The organism is Bradyrhizobium sp. NBAIM18, from assembly GCF_020193825.1.
Classification (GTDB): Bacteria; Pseudomonadota; Alphaproteobacteria; order Rhizobiales; family Xanthobacteraceae; genus Bradyrhizobium; species Bradyrhizobium yuanmingense.
The window spans coordinates 1-16,246 of the sequence record NZ_JADYVO010000042.1; the positions used below are offsets into that span (position 1 = coordinate 1).

At 64.3% G+C, this 16,246-nt stretch carries 15 protein-coding genes and 1 pseudogene; 7 read left to right on the forward strand and 9 right to left on the reverse strand.

Going from position 1 to position 16,246, the window contains the following annotated elements:
- From I6F17_RS36770 to I6F17_RS36800, 7 genes and pseudogenes are all read right to left on the reverse strand, one after another.
- Positions 1-418, reverse strand: a pseudogene (locus I6F17_RS36770) (DUF2147 domain-containing protein); the annotation flags it as partial.
- A 379-nt stretch (positions 419-797) separates the two neighbouring features.
- A complete protein-coding gene (locus I6F17_RS36775) occupies positions 798-1,307 on the reverse strand; it encodes a hypothetical protein (protein WP_225132114.1) in 510 nt (169 codons plus the stop codon).
- Between the two features lie 169 nt (positions 1,308-1,476).
- Positions 1,477-2,466, reverse strand: coding sequence for a hydroxyacid dehydrogenase (locus tag I6F17_RS36780; protein ID WP_225132113.1), 990 nt, complete (start codon positions 2,464-2,466; stop codon positions 1,477-1,479).
- A gap of 32 nt (positions 2,467-2,498) precedes the next feature.
- On the reverse strand, positions 2,499-3,599 hold the full coding sequence (gene ugpC, locus I6F17_RS36785; RefSeq protein ID WP_036039661.1) for a sn-glycerol-3-phosphate ABC transporter ATP-binding protein UgpC: 1,101 nt from the start codon (positions 3,597-3,599) through the stop codon (positions 2,499-2,501).
- Positions 3,600-3,619: 20 nt separating this feature from the next.
- The gene (locus tag I6F17_RS36790) at positions 3,620-4,531 is read right to left on the reverse strand and encodes a carbohydrate ABC transporter permease (RefSeq protein WP_036039660.1); all 912 of its coding nucleotides are present in this window, start codon (positions 4,529-4,531) and stop codon (positions 3,620-3,622) included.
- Positions 4,531-5,469, reverse strand: coding sequence for a sugar ABC transporter permease (locus tag I6F17_RS36795; protein WP_036039659.1), 939 nt, complete (start codon positions 5,467-5,469; stop codon positions 4,531-4,533). The genes I6F17_RS36790 and I6F17_RS36795 overlap by 1 nt, the downstream gene beginning before the upstream one ends.
- 139 nt (positions 5,470-5,608) lie before the next feature.
- Complete coding sequence (locus tag I6F17_RS36800) at positions 5,609-6,949, reverse strand: extracellular solute-binding protein (RefSeq protein WP_036039658.1); 1,341 nt, start codon at positions 6,947-6,949, stop codon at positions 5,609-5,611.
- Between the two features lie 476 nt (positions 6,950-7,425).
- On the opposite strand from I6F17_RS36800, the gene I6F17_RS36805 reads away from it, so the two are divergent.
- Positions 7,426-8,229 carry a Spy/CpxP family protein refolding chaperone gene (locus tag I6F17_RS36805; RefSeq protein WP_225132112.1) on the forward strand — a complete coding sequence of 268 codons (804 nt, stop codon included), beginning with the start codon at positions 7,426-7,428 and terminating at the stop codon, positions 8,227-8,229.
- A 112-nt stretch (positions 8,230-8,341) separates the two neighbouring features.
- Positions 8,342-8,719: a response regulator gene (locus I6F17_RS36810; protein WP_036012398.1), complete on the forward strand. Its 378-nt coding sequence runs from the start codon at positions 8,342-8,344 to the stop codon at positions 8,717-8,719.
- 32 nt (positions 8,720-8,751) lie between these two features.
- Here I6F17_RS36810 and I6F17_RS36815 read toward each other — a convergent pair whose 3' ends face one another.
- The gene (locus tag I6F17_RS36815) at positions 8,752-8,964 is read right to left on the reverse strand and encodes a hypothetical protein (RefSeq protein ID WP_225132111.1); all 213 of its coding nucleotides are present in this window, start codon (positions 8,962-8,964) and stop codon (positions 8,752-8,754) included.
- 139 nt (positions 8,965-9,103) lie between these two features.
- Positions 9,104-10,075 carry a glucokinase gene (glk, locus tag I6F17_RS36820; protein WP_225132110.1) on the reverse strand — a complete coding sequence of 324 codons (972 nt, stop codon included), beginning with the start codon at positions 10,073-10,075 and terminating at the stop codon, positions 9,104-9,106.
- 266 nt (positions 10,076-10,341) lie between these two features.
- Between glk and pncA the strand changes: the two genes are divergently transcribed.
- The 5 genes from pncA to I6F17_RS36845 all read left to right on the forward strand — a co-directional run bounded on the left by pncA (position 10,342) and on the right by I6F17_RS36845 (position 16,089).
- Positions 10,342-10,968 (forward strand): bifunctional nicotinamidase/pyrazinamidase, encoded by a 627-nt coding sequence (pncA, locus tag I6F17_RS36825; protein WP_225132109.1) that lies wholly within the window; start codon positions 10,342-10,344, stop codon positions 10,966-10,968.
- Positions 10,969-10,984: 16 nt separating this feature from the next.
- Positions 10,985-12,100, forward strand: a complete 1,116-nt coding sequence (locus I6F17_RS36830; RefSeq protein WP_225132108.1) for an alpha/beta fold hydrolase — start codon at positions 10,985-10,987, stop codon at positions 12,098-12,100.
- 142 nt (positions 12,101-12,242) lie between these two features.
- Complete coding sequence (locus I6F17_RS36835) at positions 12,243-14,276, forward strand: NAD(+) synthase (RefSeq protein ID WP_225132107.1); 2,034 nt, start codon at positions 12,243-12,245, stop codon at positions 14,274-14,276.
- Between the two features lie 31 nt (positions 14,277-14,307).
- The gene (locus I6F17_RS36840) at positions 14,308-14,691 is read left to right on the forward strand and encodes a GrlR family regulatory protein (protein ID WP_036012369.1); all 384 of its coding nucleotides are present in this window, start codon (positions 14,308-14,310) and stop codon (positions 14,689-14,691) included.
- A gap of 102 nt (positions 14,692-14,793) precedes the next feature.
- Positions 14,794-16,089, forward strand: a complete 1,296-nt coding sequence (locus tag I6F17_RS36845) for a DUF1236 domain-containing protein (RefSeq protein ID WP_225132106.1) — start codon at positions 14,794-14,796, stop codon at positions 16,087-16,089.
- The last annotated feature ends 157 nt before the right edge of the window (positions 16,090-16,246 follow it).

The following is a 16,246-nucleotide window of genomic DNA, read 5'->3' on the forward strand; positions in this document are numbered from 1 at the left end:
GGGCCACGGCGGGCGCGGCTTGCTGCTCGACCGGCGCAGGGGCCGGAGGTGGTGCAGGCGGCGGCGCAACGGCCGTTTGGGCCGGCGTATTGGCCGCGGTCGCGGCCGTCGGCGGAGCAGGAGGCGGCGCGACGGCGGCCGCGGGCGCCTGCACGGCTGCGGGCGGCGCAGCAGGAGCGGGGGCTGGGGCCGGAGCAGCCGGCGCTTGCGGGTCGACCGTGGCCTGCTGCGGCGCTGTCTCGTTCTTCTTGGCCTTCTTGGGCTTATTCTGGCCTGTGTTGTCGTAGACGCCGGGGATCTGCACCGTGCCGCGGTCCGGATCGATGCGGATGGTGCGCCCGCCATATTCAAACGTGTACTGCGCCTGCGCGGCAGTGCTCGCCAAAAGGAATGCGGCCGTGGCCAACAGCTTCCTCATTTCCGTCTCCTGAACAGGTGGTCCCCGCACCGACGCTTACGTGCCGGCTCGCTTGCAAAAAGTGATCTAGATCACTGTCGTTGCTGTGAGTCGTCTTCCGGCGGTTCCGGGTTCAATAGGCCTGGAGCCGGTCCAAAGTTTGGCGGGGGAAAGCGACAGGAGGACGCGGCCCAGCGCAGGCCGGCAGGCTCGACTCTGTCCAACGACGGGTAATCGCAGATGAGGCGTGGGCCGTGGGCACGCTTGTCTCCACAGCGTCATGGCCGGGCTTGTCCGGCTTGTCCCGGCCATCCACGCCTGTGCTCGCAGCACAAAAAACGTGGATGCCCGGGACAAGCCCGGGCATGACGACGACTACTAGATGTTCAAATGCGAGAGCCTACGCTTCGCCCTTGCGTTCGTAATCGGCGAGCGAGCTGCGGCCGGCGATCTCGCTGCGCAGCAGCTCGAAGCGCCGCTGCGCCTCGTCTTGCTGGGTGTCGACGAAACGCACCGCGGCCTCGCTCGTCATGGGACCGCTGACCACGGGGGCGGATTGCTCGCCGATGGTCTCGTGGACATAGTACTGGCCGTCATCGCCGCGATGGACCGTCCATTTCAGACGGATCGCGACCATGGGTCCCGGACCAACCTTGCTGTAGCCGTCGGCATCGGTGTGCTCCGGAGCCAGCGGCTGCTCCTCGACCACGGGATGCTCTTCGACCAAGGGATGCTCGTCGATCACCGGATGCTCGTCCACGATCGGCGGCTCGTCAGACGCGACGTGCTCACGCTCTCCGGCGACCACGATTTCGGTCTCGGTCTTGCGAATGACGAGAACGGGCTCGGGGTTCTCCAGGATGCTGGCGATGGTCGCCAGCGTTTGGTCGGTCGGATCGATCTCTGACAAGGGGTCATCCTCCAGCTCGACACGGCGGCCAGTCTGTCCCGCTGCCGCCGTGCTTTCGCCTCCATTACGCGCGTTTGATTAAGGCTGAGTTGGGGCCCGATCTGCACCAAAATGGGACGCTTTCTGGCGTTCCGAAGGCGGGCGAGCGCGCCGCCGACCTTCCATAATCTCAGCCCAGCACGTCCTGGTTGATGACGTTCTGCCTGATGGGATCGCCGTCCAACACGCTCAAGATATTGCGCGCGGTCTGCTCGCTCATGCGGCTCACCGCCTCGACCGTGACGCCGGCCACATGCGGGGCCATGATGACGTTGGGCAGCGCGAACAGCGCGTTGCTGACCGGCGGCGGCTCCACCTCGAACACGTCGATGCCGGCGCCGGCGAGCTTTCCGGACGTCAGCGCGTCATAGAGCGCCGCTTCCTTCACGATGCCGCCGCGCGCGGTGTTGATGAGGTAGGATCTCAGCTTCATGCGGCCGATCCTGTCAGCATCGAACAGGCCGACGGTCTCCGGCGTCTTCGGGCAGTGGATGGTGACGAAGTCGGCTTGAGGCAGCGCGGCGTCGAGGTCGGTGACCGGCTCGCATCCGGCCGCCTTGATGTCGGCGGCGTCCTTGTAGGGATCGTAGACCTGCACCTTCATCTCGAATGCCAGGCAGCGCTTCGCTGTGCGGCTGCCGATGCGGCCGAAGCCGACGATCAGCACGGTCTTGCCGTAGAGATCGAACGGCAGTATGCCGAGCCGGTCGGCCCAGGTGCCCTCCTTGACGCAGGAATGCAGCTCCTGCGCGCGCTTGGCCAGCGTCAGCATCATGAACAGCGCCGCTTCCGCAACCGAGGGCGAGTTGGCGCTGCCGGCGACCATCAGCGGTACCTTGCGGCGGGAGAGGGCGGGCACGTCGACGGCGTCGTAGCCGACGCCGATGCGGGTCACCACCTTCATGTCACCGGCCGCCTCGAGCTCGGTCTCGCCGAAAGCGGTGGCGCCCAGCGCCACGCCATGGACGGGCGCATGGCTCTTCAACAAGGCCTCGAAATCCTTCGCCGAGATCAGGTTCGGAAACTCGACGAGCTCGATATCGTCCCGCTGGGTGAGGAGGGCGCGAGCCCCTTGCGACAAAGTTTGCGTAACGAAAATCTTCTTCTTGTTGGTCGCCATCGCTCCCCTACCTGCGCTTTTTTGAGGCGGCGTCACAACACGACGCCGGTCTCCTCATTTAGCAGGTGCATGTTGTTGAGGTCCATCGCCAGGCGCATGGGTGCCCCGTCCTTGGCGCCGGCATTGGGATCGACGCGACCGCAGACCGGCGCGCCGTCGAGCCCGAAATAGACCAGCGTCTCCATGCCCATCGGTTCGGTGACGTCGAGCACGGTGTCGAAGGTCTCGACGCCGGGCGCCAGATGCGCGTGCGACTCGGTGAGATGCTCGGGACGGATGCCGAGCAACAGCTTCTCGGTGCGAGGCAGCGCGTTGTAGCGCGCGGCGCGGGCCGGCGGCAGCGGGAAGGCGATGCGGTCGGTGAGGCGGATCTGGAGCGTGCCCCCGACATCCTCGAGCCGGCACGGGATGAAGTTCATTGCGGGCGAGCCGATGAAGCCCGCGACGAAGCGCGTCGCCGGCTTGTGATAGAGCTCGTTCGGCGTGCCGATCTGCTCGATGCGGCCCTTGTTCATCACCACCACGCGGTCGGCCAGCGTCATCGCCTCGACCTGGTCGTGGGTGACGTAGACCGTGGTGGTGCGCACCTTCTGGTGCACCTTCTTGATCTCGATCCGCATCTGCACGCGGAGCTTGGCGTCGAGATTGGACAGCGGCTCGTCGAACAGGAAGACCTTGGGATTGCGCACGATGGCCCGGCCCATGGCGACGCGCTGGCGCTGGCCGCCGGAGAGCTGCTTCGGCTTGCGGTCGATCAGATCGGTGATGTCGAGGAGGCGGGCGGCTTCGGTCACGCGCGCCTTGATCTCGGCCTTGGGATAGTGCTTCAGGCGCAGCCCGAACGACATGTTCTCGGCGACCGTCATGTGCGGGTAGAGCGCGTAGTTCTGGAACACCATGGCGATGTCGCGGTCCTTCGGCGGGACGTCGTTGACGATGTCGCCGCCGATCATGATGTCGCCGTCGCTGATGTCCTCGAGCCCTGCGATCATGCGCAGCGTGGTCGACTTGCCGCAGCCGGAGGGGCCGACCAGCACGATGAACTCATGGTCGGCGATGTCGAGGTCGATGCCGCGCACGGCTTCGACATCGTCGTAACGCTTGACAACCTTCCGCAAAGCAACGTCAGCCATCGAACTTCAGCTCCTCGCCATCAACCCTTTGTCGCGCCGGCGGTCAGGCCGGCAATGTAGTAGTCCATCAGGAATGCGTAGATGATCAGCGGCGGCGCGGCGCCGAGCAGCGCGCCGGTCATGATCTGCCCCCAATTAAAGACGTCGCCCTTGATCAGCGTTGTAATGATGCCGACGGGCAAAACGAGCTGGTCCGTTGAGGTCGTGAACACGAGCGGATAGAGGAATTGCGCCCAGGACACGGTGAAGGCGAAGATCGTCGCGGCAATCAGCCCGGGCAGCGCCACCGGAATGAAGATCCGGGTCAGAGTCTGGAACCAGGACGCTCCATCGATGATGGCGGCTTCGTCGAGCTCCTTGGGGATCGAGGCGAAGTAGCCGATCATGATCCAGGTGCAGAACGGTACCGTGAGCGTCGGATAGATGAGCAGCAGCACGTACCAGCGATTGATGAGCTGGATGCCGGTCCAGTCGCCGAACAGTGCAAACACCTTGAACAGCGGGATGAACAACAGGGTGTCCGGAATCAGGTAGGTCAGGAACACGCCGGTCGCCAGCGTGGCTGAACCCCAGAACCGCATCCGGGCGAGGGCAAATGCCGCGGGCACGCTGATCAGCATCGTGATGGTGACCACGAATATTGAAACCAGCGCGGAATTCCAGAAGAACCGCAGATATTGGTTCGAGGTCAGCAGGCCGACATAGTTCTCCAGCGTCGGGTTGAAAACCCACCATGGATTGGTCGCCGCCGAGATTTCGGCGCTGCTCTTGAGTGAGGTGATCAGCATGTAAATCGGCGGAAGCAGCGAGAAGATCGCAAACAGCGTCAGAAAGAAGTACGACCATCGCAGCGCCCATTTGCGGTCGCGGCTCATGCTTCCGTACTTGACGGTACGCGTCGGCGCAGCTTTGTCGATCGTGACTGAGCTCATCAGGCTTCATTCCCGCGCTTGTTGACATCCCGCAGGATGAAGATCGCTGCGACCGCCAGAATCGGCACCATGAACAGGGAAACGCTGGCACCGAGCGGAATATCGCTTCCTTCGATGCCGATCCGGAAGGCCCAGGTGGCAAAGATGTGGGTGTGGTCGAGAGGGCCACCGGCGGTCAGGATTCGGACGATGTCGAAATTGGCGAAGGTCACTATCAGCGAGAACAGCGTCGTGATCGCGATGATGTTGCGCATCATCGGCAGAGTCACGTACCAGATCCGTTGCCACCAATTGGCGCCATCGATCGCTGCCGCTTCATAGAGCTGGTCGGGCACCGATTTCAGAGCCGCCAGATACATGATCATGAAGAACGGCGCGCCATACCAGACGTTGACCAGAATGACGGAGAAGCGCGCCCAGGCGGCGTCGCCCGTCCACGGGATCGGTCCGATTCCGAAGAATGACAGCGTGTAGTTGAACGCACTGTAGGAGGGATCGAACAGCCACAGCCACGCCAGCGTGCTCATCGCGGGCGGGATCACCCATGGCACCAGCAGCATGCCGCGCCATTTGCGCTGCCCCTTGGCCGGAATGTTGTGGACGAAGTGCGCGACGATGAACCCAATCAGCGCCTTGAAGATCACGGCCGTGATCGCGAAGATGCACGATTGCTTGACCACCAGCCAAAAGGTGTCGCGCCTGAACAAGAACTCGAAATTCCCGAGGCCGATGAATTTCTGCATCGACTTGTTGAGTGTCGCCAGGTGAAGCGAATAGAACGCGGGATAGATCACCAGAAGTGCGATGAGAATGATCAGCGGCAGCGTCATCAGGAACGCCACAGTCGATTTGCGTTTGAGCGCCTTTTGCAGGCTGGAGCGTTTTCGCGCCGGTTGCGCTGCGCCAACCCTGTTCGGCTGCAATGCGACGTCCGCCATGGTGCATTTTCCTCGCGCGTTTGGTCGGTAAGCCCGACTTTTGGAAGGTTCGAGAGCCGACGCCGTCGGCTCTCGCGAGGTGAGTGAGACGGAGGACTTGCCGCGGCGGCGCAAGACCGTCGCGGCACGCCGTTTCGGCTCAGCTCCGCATGAAGCCTTCGCACTCGCCTTCGGCCCAGGCGAGAGTCTTCTCCATCGCTTCACCTTGATGATAGCGCAAACACATCTTGGTCAGCGTGGCCTGCGCGTAGATCTGCTGTGCAATCTTCGGCGGCGCGGGGGAGGCTGCAATCGACAGCGTCTGATGCTTGTAGGGGTTGGGATAGTGATAGAGCGTACCCTTCGGCGGCCCTTCTTCCTGCCACACCTTCAACGTCGTCAGCTTCTCGTAGGCCGGTAGATCGTAGCCGCCGCTTGCGACCACCATCTTTTCGATGGACGCCGGCTTCGAGAGTTGGACGAGGAGGCTCTTCGCCGCGTCCTTGTTCTTCGAGAAATTCCAGATGCTCCAGAAGTACGGCAGGTAGGGGGCGAAACGCCCCTTGGGTCCGGCCGGGAACCCGTGAGTCCAGCATTGCTCCGCAACCTGCGGCGCGTCGCGTCTGGCAACGGCCCAGGCGCTCGGCGGGTTCATGATCATCGCCCCCCTTCCGGAGACCAGCCATTTATTGTTGGATGCGTCATCCCAGGCTGCGGCGTCGGGCGGCAGGAAGCTAATCAGCTTCTTGTAGAATTCGAGTGCCTGACGAACCGCATCGGTCTTGACGGTGAGATTGCCCTTGGCGTCAACGAGCTGGGCGCCGAACGACAGGAAGATCGCGCCCGCCGTATCGACGTTGTCGGTGGTCTCGCCGAGGCCGATGCCGAACGGGACGCCAGCCTTGTGACAGGCTTCGGCAGCCTTCAGGAATGTCTCCAGCGTCCAGTTATCAGCTTTTGGTTCAGAACCGACCGGATACATCGCCTGCACGTCGATGCCAGCATGCTTCTTCATCAGATCGATGCGGGAGCAGGGACCCTTGATCTGGCTGCCGACGGAAGCCGGAACTCCAAGCCATTTGCTCCCGGCCGTGCCCAGATACTTGGCCGTGCCGTTCACGTCGCCATTCTCGGCGATGATCGGCCCCATGATGTCGCTGACATTCTCCAATTGGTCGGCATTGGCGTGGGCCCACCACGTCGGCATGGCAAAAATATCATGGCCCGACTTTGCCTGCGCTTCGGCAGCAATGGTGAGCAGGTTCTTGTTGCCCTGGCTGGGGATGTAGTCGATCGTGACTTCGACCTTCTCCTTCGCCGCCCATTCGTTGACGAGCTCGGTCGAGGCCTTGTTGGCGCCCGGCACCCAATGGTCCCAGAAGCCGATCGAGAGCTTGCCGGCGGCGTAAGCGCCCCGGACATAGGGCGCCGAGATCAGCGCCGCGGAGGACATTGCAGTGGCAGCCACAAATTGACGTCGCGTCAGTGTCTTGCGTGACATCTCGTTTCCTCGCTTGGGTGTTGTTGTTGGAGTTTCCTCTGAGACTTCTTTCTTGAGTTCTTGTTGTCGATTTTCTTGTTGGTGCCGTCGGCCTGCGTGGGCAATTCACGCCTGTCGCAGCAAATTGGTAGCGCGATCAGATCATGATTGATCGCGTCTGTCGAGAAAGCCGAACGGCTCCGCGTCCAAAACTCATGTTGTGCCCGGAAAGGTCGCAACGTCTGGCAAGGCGATAGGGCCGCAGGCGCAGCGCACGGTGTTTTTTTGCGACGCACACTTCGCGCCAAACGGCCTCGAACGCTGCCGTGCGCAATTGCGCCTCAGTTTCGCAAGAGGCTGGATAACCGCTTCGCGTGAAAGACCTTTCGGGCGTGGACAGCAATCGGCCGCGTCTGGACCTCGAAGCGGCGCAAACGATAGAGTTACGCTTGGCGGCTGATCCTCGCTGACAGGCCAGATCGATGATGGAGACGAGAATGATCAAACCGGCGGCACCAGCGCGGCTTCATCTGCGGCGATGCCTGGCGCTGGGGTCTATGCTCGCGCTGTTGCTCGGGGCCGGCGCGGTGGCGAATGCTCAAGGTCTGGTCAAGGGCGTTCAGGAAGGCGCCGCGGCCGGCAACAAGGCGGCAGGTCCGGTCGGTGGTGTGCTCGGTGGCGCCATCGGCGGCGTGGTCGGCGTCTTCACCGGCGTGCTCGGGGTCGGCAACACCAACACCGGCAATCAGGCGCCGCCGCCCCGGGAGGCCGGCAAGGACGCGGCGAAGGATTCCAAGCAGCAGGGCGGGGCCAAGGACAAGGATGCCAAGAGCGCCAAGGGCAAGAGCGCCAAGGCGACCAAGGAGGCGAAGAACGCGCCGCAGGACAACAAGGGTAAAGACAACAAGGAAGTCACGGTTCTGACCCAGCCCGGTGCGCCGCAGCTGACTGCCGAGCAGATCGTCGCCAACAGCGATTCCTACATCGAGCGGATCAAGAGCGAGCTGAATCTCACGCCGGATCAGGAGAAGCACTGGTACGGGTTCTCGAGCGCGATGCACTACCTCGGGCATAATGGCGCAGAGCGGCTCAACCTGCGGATTGCGCGCGCCAAGCGCGATCCGCCCGACGACATCATTGAGCAGATGCGCAACGAGGCCCAGTTCCTGATCGATCGCGCCGGCGATCAGCGTAACGTCGCCGATGCCGCCGAGCCGCTCTTTTCGAGCCTCGACGATAAGCAGAAGCAGGTGTTCATCCAGGCGATGGTGCGGCTCAGCCACGAGCGCGGACTGGATTGATCAAGTTGAATCGGTTCGGGCGCGTGTGAATTAACGGCGCCCGCCACGAATTCGTGTATCTACAGCGCAATTCGGTTATGCTTAGCTTCGCAAGGCTGATTGCGGGGTTGATATGGCGGACGGACTCTCCGTTTTCCTGGTCGAAGACGAGGCGTTGATCCGGATGATGATCGCCGACATGGTGGAGGAACTCGGCCACCACGTCGTTGCGGAAGCCGACAATGTGCGCGACGCCAGCGCCTTTGCCATGACCGCGCAGTACGATCTGGCCATCCTCGACATCAATCTGATGGGAGTCTATGTCGACCCCGTCGCCGATTTGATTGAACGTCGCGGAAAACCGTTTCTATTCGCCACAGGCTACGGTCCGGAACTGCTGCCGTCCTTGCTCCGGCGTAGGCCGATCCTGCGCAAGCCGATCGCGATGGATCAGCTCAAGGCCATGATCGACTCGATGTTTCCGGAGCCGTCAGCCACTATCCCGAGCTGACCGATCGCGCTTTTGCCGCCTGGCGGAAGGACTCAACCGGCAGGGTTGCGGCCGTTCCTCAGCACCCTGGCAATGGTGTGAGCCGTCATGGCCGCGCGATCCGAAGCGCGCTGGGCAGCCAGCTGGTCGCGGGCCTTTTCCTCGATCAGGAGCTCGATGAGCGCCAGCCGCTTGTCCTCGCTGTCCGCTTCGCGCAACAGGCGGTGATAGCGGTGATAGTCGAAACCCGAAGCCTGCTTACGCATGTCACGCCCCCGCAACTACGCCACACACGGGTGGATTGTTTCTCATCGGGAACACGCAGGCAAGCATGAACCTGCGTGGAACCGCAGGTGCGCCGCAATCAGCTGTGCATGACGGGAACTCGCCGCCTGAGACCGCTACTCAGCTGGAATTGTGCTCGGCAAACGTCGTCAGGCCGAGGAAGCTTGCATCGGGCTTGATCACGAGCCTGGTCGGGATGTTGCGCAGATAATCCTGGAACCGTCCCTTGGCTTCGAAGCGTGCCCGGAACGCAGAGGCGGCGAGGAACTCGCGGAAGCGCGGCACGATTCCACCGGCGACATAGACCCCGCCGCGGGCGCCGAAGGTCACCGCGAGATTGCCGGCGACCGAGCCGAGGATGGCGCAAAACATCTCCAGCGTCGCGCGGCTGACCGGACAGCTGTTCTCCAGGGCCGCCTTGGTGATCCCGGCGGCATCGCGATGCGGCACCTGGACCCCGTCGATCTCGGTCAACGCTTCATACAGGTTTTGCAGCCCCGAGCCCGAGAGGGCACCGCGCTCGATCGAGACATGGCCGAGGCGCTGCCGCAAGCAGGCGATCACGCGCTCCTCGCGCTCGTTCTCCGCCGGCAGGGTCGCATGTCCAGCCTCGGTAACGACGGCCAGGCGCGAACCATGGCGGTCGACCAGGCAGGACACACCAAATCCGGTTCCAGGCCCCACGACCAGCAACGGCTCGCCGGCCAGGCCGTCGCCGCCGCCGAGTGGGACCAGGTCGGAAGGCTCCAAGGCAGGCAGGGACCAGGCCACCACCTCGAAATCGTTCAGCACATGGACGCTGTCGAAGCCGAGCGCGGACTGCAGCTCGTTGCCGTCGATGACCCAGGGACTGTTGGTCATGACGCAGCGATTGTTGGTGACGGGACCCGCCACGGCCAGCACCGCGCGATGGGGCTGCTCGCCGTTGGACCGGCGCGCCAAAACGTCCGCGATGGCTTCGCGCACGGTCGGGAAGTCGGCGACCTTGACATAGTCGATCGGTCCGGTCTGACCGCTCGGGCTCAGCGCGAAGCGCGCATTGGTGCCGCCGATATCGGCGAGAAGAATTTTTCCGGTCTTGCCGATATTCATGGCCTCATCGCCGCCACGACCTTCAGGCCCTGGCAGCCCTGTCCTCCGCTGCTTCGACCCGATCCGCCTGGCGCGGGCGGTGCGAGAATCTGCCCGTGGGTGCGCCTAGTCAACACGGACGAGGTCAAACCGTTGCATCGTGGCGGCCACGGTGACCAATTCGCGCAGCTGCCGCGCGTGCCAGTGGTTGCGAAGCCGCGCGGGAAGGCCGACACTGAGGTGGTCGCCCGGCGCCGTCGCGCCCGGCAGATCGAAATGGGACGGCGATGAAGATTTCCGACAGCGACGTGTTGCTGGTGATCGACGTGCAGAACGACTTCTGCACCGGCGGGGCGCTCGCCGTTCCCGGTGGCGAGAAGGTCGTGCCCGCCATCAACAGGATCGCCCAAAAATTCGCCAATCTGGTGCTGACCCAGGACTGGCATCCGAGCGACCACGTCTCGTTCGCGCCGAACCATGCCGGCAAGCAGCCGTTCGAGACCATCGAGCTCGACTATGGCCGGCAGGTGCTGTGGCCGACGCATTGCGTGCAAGGCACGGCCGGCGCGGAATTTCATCGCGATCTCCACGTGACACGGGCGAGCCTCGTGGTGCGCAAGGGCTTTCGCCGCGGCATCGATTCCTACTCGGCGTTGTTCGAGAACGACCATCGGACACCGACCGGATTGCTTGGTTATTTGCGCGAACGCGAGCTGAAGACCGTCTTTGTCGCTGGTCTGGCGCTGGACTTCTGCGTCCGCTTCTCGGCGGAAGATGCGCGCAAGGCAGGGTTGGAGGTGGCCGTCATCGAGGATGCCTGTCGCGGCATCGATCTGGACGGCTCGGTCGCGGCGACCCATCGGAGTTTTCGGGACCTCGGCATTGCCGTCGTGAGCCTCGAGGCGTTTCTGTGAGGATGTCGAGGTAGCCATGGTGGACAAGACCGCCAAACCGCCACGTGGGCCAGCGCAGGCTCCTGATGATCCGCGGCTCTGGCCGTTTGCCGCAGCGCAGCTCGCCATGGATGCCTGCTTCTGGTGGCTGGAGCGGGCACCCGAGCAACAGGGTGACAGCAGCCTGCCATGGACGACGCCGAGCCGCGTTGCGCTGGAGCTCGCAACGATGCGCTTGCGCGATTGCTCGCAGACCCGGTCGGGCCAGCCGGCGCTGGTCTGCGCGCCCTATGCGCTGCACCGGGCCCTGATCGCCGATTTCGGCCCGGGACACAGCGTGGTGCAGTCGCTGCAGAATGGCGGCATCGACCGGGTCTATCTCACCGACTGGCGGTCGGCGACGCCGGACATGCGCTATCTCTCGATCGACAGCTATCTCGGCGATCTCAACGTCGCCATCGATGAGATCGGCGCGCCGGTCGATCTCGTCGGGCTGTGCCAGGGCGGGTGGCTGTCGCTGCTCTATGCCGCGCGCTTTCCAGCCAAGGTGCGGCGGCTGGTTCTGGTCGGTGCTCCCGTGGACCTGTCGATCGAGTCCTCGCTGTCCCGGCTTGCCCGCAACGCGCCCGAGCTGGTCTATGACCAGCTGGTCGCGCGCGGTGGCGGCAATGTCAGCGGCGAGGAGATGCTGCGCTTCTGGTCCAAAACCCCTGACAACGACGATATCAGGACGGCATTGCAGCGGGATCTCTCGGACGAGCAGGGGTCCGAGCTGCTGGCGCGGTTCGACCGCTGGAACGCCGAGACGCTCAACCTGCCGGGCACTTATTATCTCGAGATCGTCAACGCGATCTTCCGGGAGAACCGCATCGCCGAGGGCCGTTTCGTCGCGCTCGGGCGCCCGATCGATCTGAAGGACGTCAAGGCGCCGATCTTCCTGCTCGCCGGCCTCGACGACGATGTCGTGCCGGCGACGCAAGCGCTGGCCACCGCGGGGCTGGTCGGTACGCCACCTGCCTTCGTTGCAGCGGCATCCGAGCCCAGCAACCATCTCGGCCTGTTCATGGGCGCGCGCACCCATGCGCATGCCTGGCCCCGGATCGCCGGGTGGCTGCGCGGCGATCTGCCCGGCGTGCTGGCCCGCAGCGCCTGAGTCCGCCGGTACTGGACCGGACGGGGCGCAAACCCGTTATGCATGATGGCGGATGGCCTGCACGGGGCCGGACCGATGGGCTAAATATGACTGGAGCTGACGGCTGTGGCCGCCGGCGAGAGACTTGAGGGTACGGCGCTCGATGACTTTCCACTCGATTTACGCCCACGGATTTGCGCGCGTGGCGGCCTGCGTGACCGCCTCCCACGTCGCCGATCCCAGCGCCAACGTGAAGACCGTGCTGGCGGCGGCCAATGCCTGCCATGAGCAGTCGGTCGCGGTCGCGGTGTTTCCCGAGCTGTGCCTGTCCGGTTATGCGATCGAGGACCTGGTGAAGCAGGATCCGCTGCTCGATGCGGTCGAGCGCGGGCTCGCAAGCGTCGTTGCGGCCTCCGCGGGGCTTATGACGGTCCTGATCGTCGGGGCGCCGCTGCGCTTTGGCAATCGCATCTACAACTGCGCCGTCGTCATTCATCGCGGCAACGTCCTCGGCGTCGTGCCGAAATCTTACTTGCCGACCTATCGCGAGTTCTACGAGGGCCGGCATTTCGCCTCCGGTGCAGGCATGGCCGGCGAGACCATCACCTTTGGCGGTCTGCATGCGCCGTTCGGGGTGGACCTCCTGTTCGCGGCTGAGGACGTTCCGGGCCTCACTATCGGCGTCGAGATCTGCGAGGACATGTGGATCCCGGTGACGCCGGCCTCGGAGCTCGCGCTTGCGGGCGCGAGCGTGCTGATCAACCTCTCGGGCAGCCCGATCACGATCGGCCGGGCGCGCTCGCGCGCGTTGCTGTGCCAATCGACTTCGGCGCGCTGCCTCGCGGCTTACGTTTATTCCGCGGCCGGGGCCGGGGAATCCACCACCGATCTCGCCTGGGACGGTCAGACCTCCATCTACGAGAACGGCGTGCTGCTGGCCGAGGGTGAGCGGTTCCGCCAGGGCGGCCAGATCACGCTGGCTGACGTCGACCTCGACCTGCTTAGGCAGGAGCGCGCGCTGATGGGAACGTTCGACGACAACCGGCGGCAGCGCGAGGCGTTTTTCCGCAAGGTGACATTTGCCCTGAAGCCGCCGGCCGCCGATATCGGCTTCCTGCGCAAGGTCGAGCGCTTTCCATTCGTGCCGAGCGACGAGAGCCTGCTCGAGCAGGACTGCTACGAGGCCTACAACATCCAGGTCGCCGGGCTGGTGCAGCGCATGCGCGCCACCGGCACCAAGCGCGTGGTGATCGGCGTGTCGGGCGGCCTCGATTCCACCCACGCCCTGATCGTCGCCGCCAAGGCGGTCGACCTGCTCGGCCTGCCGCGCGAGAACATCCTGGCCTACACCATGCCGGGCTTTGCCACCGGCAGCGAGAGCAAGACCAACGCGCTCGCGCTGATGAAGGCGTTGCAGACGAGCTGGCAGGAGCTCGACATCCGCACCACGGCGACGCAGATGCTGAAGGATATCGGCCATCCCTTCGGCAAGGGTGAGAAGGTCTACGACGTCACCTTCGAGAACGTGCAGGCCGGCTTGCGCACGGATTATTTGTTTCGGCTAGCCAACCATCACGGCGGCATCGTGATTGGAACCGGCGATCTCTCCGAACTCGCGCTCGGCTGGTGCACCTATGGTGTCGGCGACCAGATGGCGCATTATAACGTCAACGCCGGCGTGCCGAAGACGCTGATCCAGCATCTGATCCGCTGGGTGATCTCCTCCAAACAGTTCAGCGACGACGTCAATCGGACGCTCGGCTCGATCCTTGTGGCCGAGATCTCGCCGGAACTCGTGCCGGTCGAGGCCGGCCAGAAGCCGCAGAGCACGGAAGCGTCCGTCGGACCTTACGAGCTGCAGGACTTCAACCTGTTCTATACGCTGCGCTTCGGCATGCGGCCGTCCAAGATCGCCTTCATGGCGCTTCAAGCGTGGAAGGACGTTGCCAAGGGCGAATGGCCGCCGGCCTTCCCGGGCGACCGGCGCAGGGCCTATGATCTGCCGGAGATCCGCCGCTGGCTCGAAGTGTTCCTGCGCCGCTTCTTCGCCTTCAGCCAGTTCAAGCGCTCGGCCATGCCGAACGGGCCGAAGGTCTCGGCCGGCGGTTCATTGTCGCCGCGCGGCGATTGGCGCGCGCCCTCGGATTCGAGTGCGGCGGCATGGCTCGAGGATCTCGAGCGGAACGTGCCGAACTGATCGGGACAGCGGATCGGTGGGGGATGATCGGATGTCAGCTGGCGATGAAGCGGAAGCGGGTGAGGAGGCCAGGGTCGTCAACGGCCTCTACATCTTCGACATCGAGATGCGGGACGGCAAGCGTGGGCAGGCCAGGGGCGTGGTCGTGCTCAGCGACGGCCGCATCATGGGCGGCGACAGCTACTTCTACTACACCGGCAGCTACACCTTCCGGAACGGCAAGTGGCGGGGCGACATGATCGTCAATCAGCACACCGAGGCGGTCGGCAGGACGCTCGCATTCGGCGGCAGGGAGGTCACCTGCGGCTTTTCGGGCGACTATTTCCCCGGCGGTGCGGAAGTCGAAGGCATGGCGCTGGTCGGCAAGACCAGCGTGACGTTCACGGCGCGACTGACGCTGAAGGATGCGATGTAGTGGCGACTTGATTGGCTCACTTCCACGACCGCGTTCCTGTTCAGGAACCTTCGCAGGAACAGAACGTTCGCGTCTGTGTTGCGATTGTCGAGGAGAGGGACCATGCGTCAACATTTGATGTTATCGACTGCGGCCGTCGGGCTCATGCTCGCATCCGGCCTTGCCTATGCCCAGGCGCCCGGTGAGCGTAGGGACGAGCCGAAACGGACCGAGGAGCCGGCCAAAGGCGCTTCTCCGCAGCGCGGTGGTGCGGCTCAAGACCGCGTTCAAGAGCGCGCGCAAGGCGCTCAGGAGCGGCTCCAGGGCGCGGGCCGCGAGGATCGAGGCGGCGCAGCCAAGAGCGAGGCCAGTGACGACAAGCGCCAGCCGGCGACGGCCTCGGAGCGCAATCAACCGAAGGCGAGGGACCAGGCACAAGACTCTCGCGAGCCTTCGCGCGATCGCAACCGGGAGGCCGAGAGCGCCAAGCCCGGACGCGATGCGGGCAAGAGCAGTGCGGAAACCAAGCAGGACAAGGCTGCGCAGGACAAGGCTGCGCCGCAGAAATCAACCGCCGAATCCGAGAGATCCAAGACTGGCCCGACGACTGGCCCGGCTGGCCAGCAGAACGAGCGCACGGGAGCTACGGCTAACCAGAACGAGCGCAACCAGGCCCAGCCGCCGCGCAGTGCCGCCGAGCAGCAGCCGCCGGCGCAACAGAGCAACCAGCCGGCCACTGCGACGGATACCAGCCGCGCGGCTCCGACCAACAACGCACAGACCGCGCCCGGCTCCACGGGCACGCAGACCAACCAGGCCAATCAGACCACGCAGACCAACACGCAGGTCAACCAGCAGGCCCAAGTGACCACCGAGAGGCAGGTGCGGATCTCCGAAACGGTGAGCCGCGCACGCCTGGCGCAGCCGGAGCGCAATCTGAACATCTCGATCCGGGTTGGCGAGACGATTCCCTCGCGCGTGCGTCTGCATCGGCTGCCGCCCGAGATCGTCTCGATCGAGCCTGCATATCGGGGCTACGAATATTTCACGACGGAAGACGAGGTCATTATCGTGGAGCCGCGCTCGCATCGCATCGTCACCCAGGTACCCCGCGATCCGTCGCGGGCCCGGGCCCAAATGGGTGGCAGCGCCTCCTCGTCGTCAAGCATGGCGGCGGCCGGCGGAAACAACATGGTGAACTGCCAGATCATGCGACGTGACGCCTCCGGCAACGTCGCCCAGGCCGAGCCGACCACCGTGGGTTCGACCGCGCGTCCCGATTCAATGAGCGTGATCGTCCAGATGCCTGGCGGCGGCTCGTCCACGCCGATCGCTCTCGGCGCTCCCGCGGGCAACATCGTGGTCGCGACGCAAGGGCAGGGCGATTGCTCGGTGACGCTGGAGCCGCAGACACGCTAAGCGCCGAAACAAAGAGGCTCTGAAACGACAACGCGCCGCCCGGATGCCCCACCGGACGGCGCGTTGCTGCGTTCAATCTAAAAAGTTTCGAGGTCCGGAGTGCCTAGGAGTCCGGACCTCGTCACCTTGCCCCAGCCTTCAATCCCCCGCCCCATGT

What these genes read in the sequence shown, in the direction of transcription:
- I6F17_RS36780 (WP_225132113.1), bottom strand. Translation starts at nt 2,466, where the DNA reads ATGGCGACCAACAAGAAGAAGATTTTCGTTACGCAAACTTTGTCGCAA.
- ugpC (WP_036039661.1), bottom strand. Translation starts at nt 3,599, where the DNA reads ATGGCTGACGTTGCTTTGCGGAAGGTTGTCAAGCGTTACGACGATGTC.
- I6F17_RS36790 (WP_036039660.1), bottom strand. Translation starts at nt 4,531, where the DNA reads ATGAGCTCAGTCACGATCGACAAAGCTGCGCCGACGCGTACCGTCAAG.
- I6F17_RS36795 (WP_036039659.1), bottom strand. Translation starts at nt 5,469, where the DNA reads ATGGCGGACGTCGCATTGCAGCCGAACAGGGTTGGCGCAGCGCAACCG.
- I6F17_RS36800 (WP_036039658.1), bottom strand. Translation starts at nt 6,949, where the DNA reads ATGTCACGCAAGACACTGACGCGACGTCAATTTGTGGCTGCCACTGCA.
- I6F17_RS36805 (WP_225132112.1), top strand. Translation starts at nt 7,426, where the DNA reads ATGATCAAACCGGCGGCACCAGCGCGGCTTCATCTGCGGCGATGCCTG.
- I6F17_RS36810 (WP_036012398.1), top strand. Translation starts at nt 8,342, where the DNA reads ATGGCGGACGGACTCTCCGTTTTCCTGGTCGAAGACGAGGCGTTGATC.
- I6F17_RS36815 (WP_225132111.1), bottom strand. Translation starts at nt 8,964, where the DNA reads ATGCGTAAGCAGGCTTCGGGTTTCGACTATCACCGCTATCACCGCCTG.
- glk (WP_225132110.1), bottom strand. Translation starts at nt 10,075, where the DNA reads ATGAATATCGGCAAGACCGGAAAAATTCTTCTCGCCGATATCGGCGGC.
- pncA (WP_225132109.1), top strand. Translation starts at nt 10,342, where the DNA reads ATGAAGATTTCCGACAGCGACGTGTTGCTGGTGATCGACGTGCAGAAC.
- I6F17_RS36830 (WP_225132108.1), top strand. Translation starts at nt 10,985, where the DNA reads ATGGTGGACAAGACCGCCAAACCGCCACGTGGGCCAGCGCAGGCTCCT.
- I6F17_RS36835 (WP_225132107.1), top strand. Translation starts at nt 12,243, where the DNA reads ATGACTTTCCACTCGATTTACGCCCACGGATTTGCGCGCGTGGCGGCC.
- I6F17_RS36840 (WP_036012369.1), top strand. Translation starts at nt 14,308, where the DNA reads ATGTCAGCTGGCGATGAAGCGGAAGCGGGTGAGGAGGCCAGGGTCGTC.
- I6F17_RS36845 (WP_225132106.1), top strand. Translation starts at nt 14,794, where the DNA reads ATGCGTCAACATTTGATGTTATCGACTGCGGCCGTCGGGCTCATGCTC.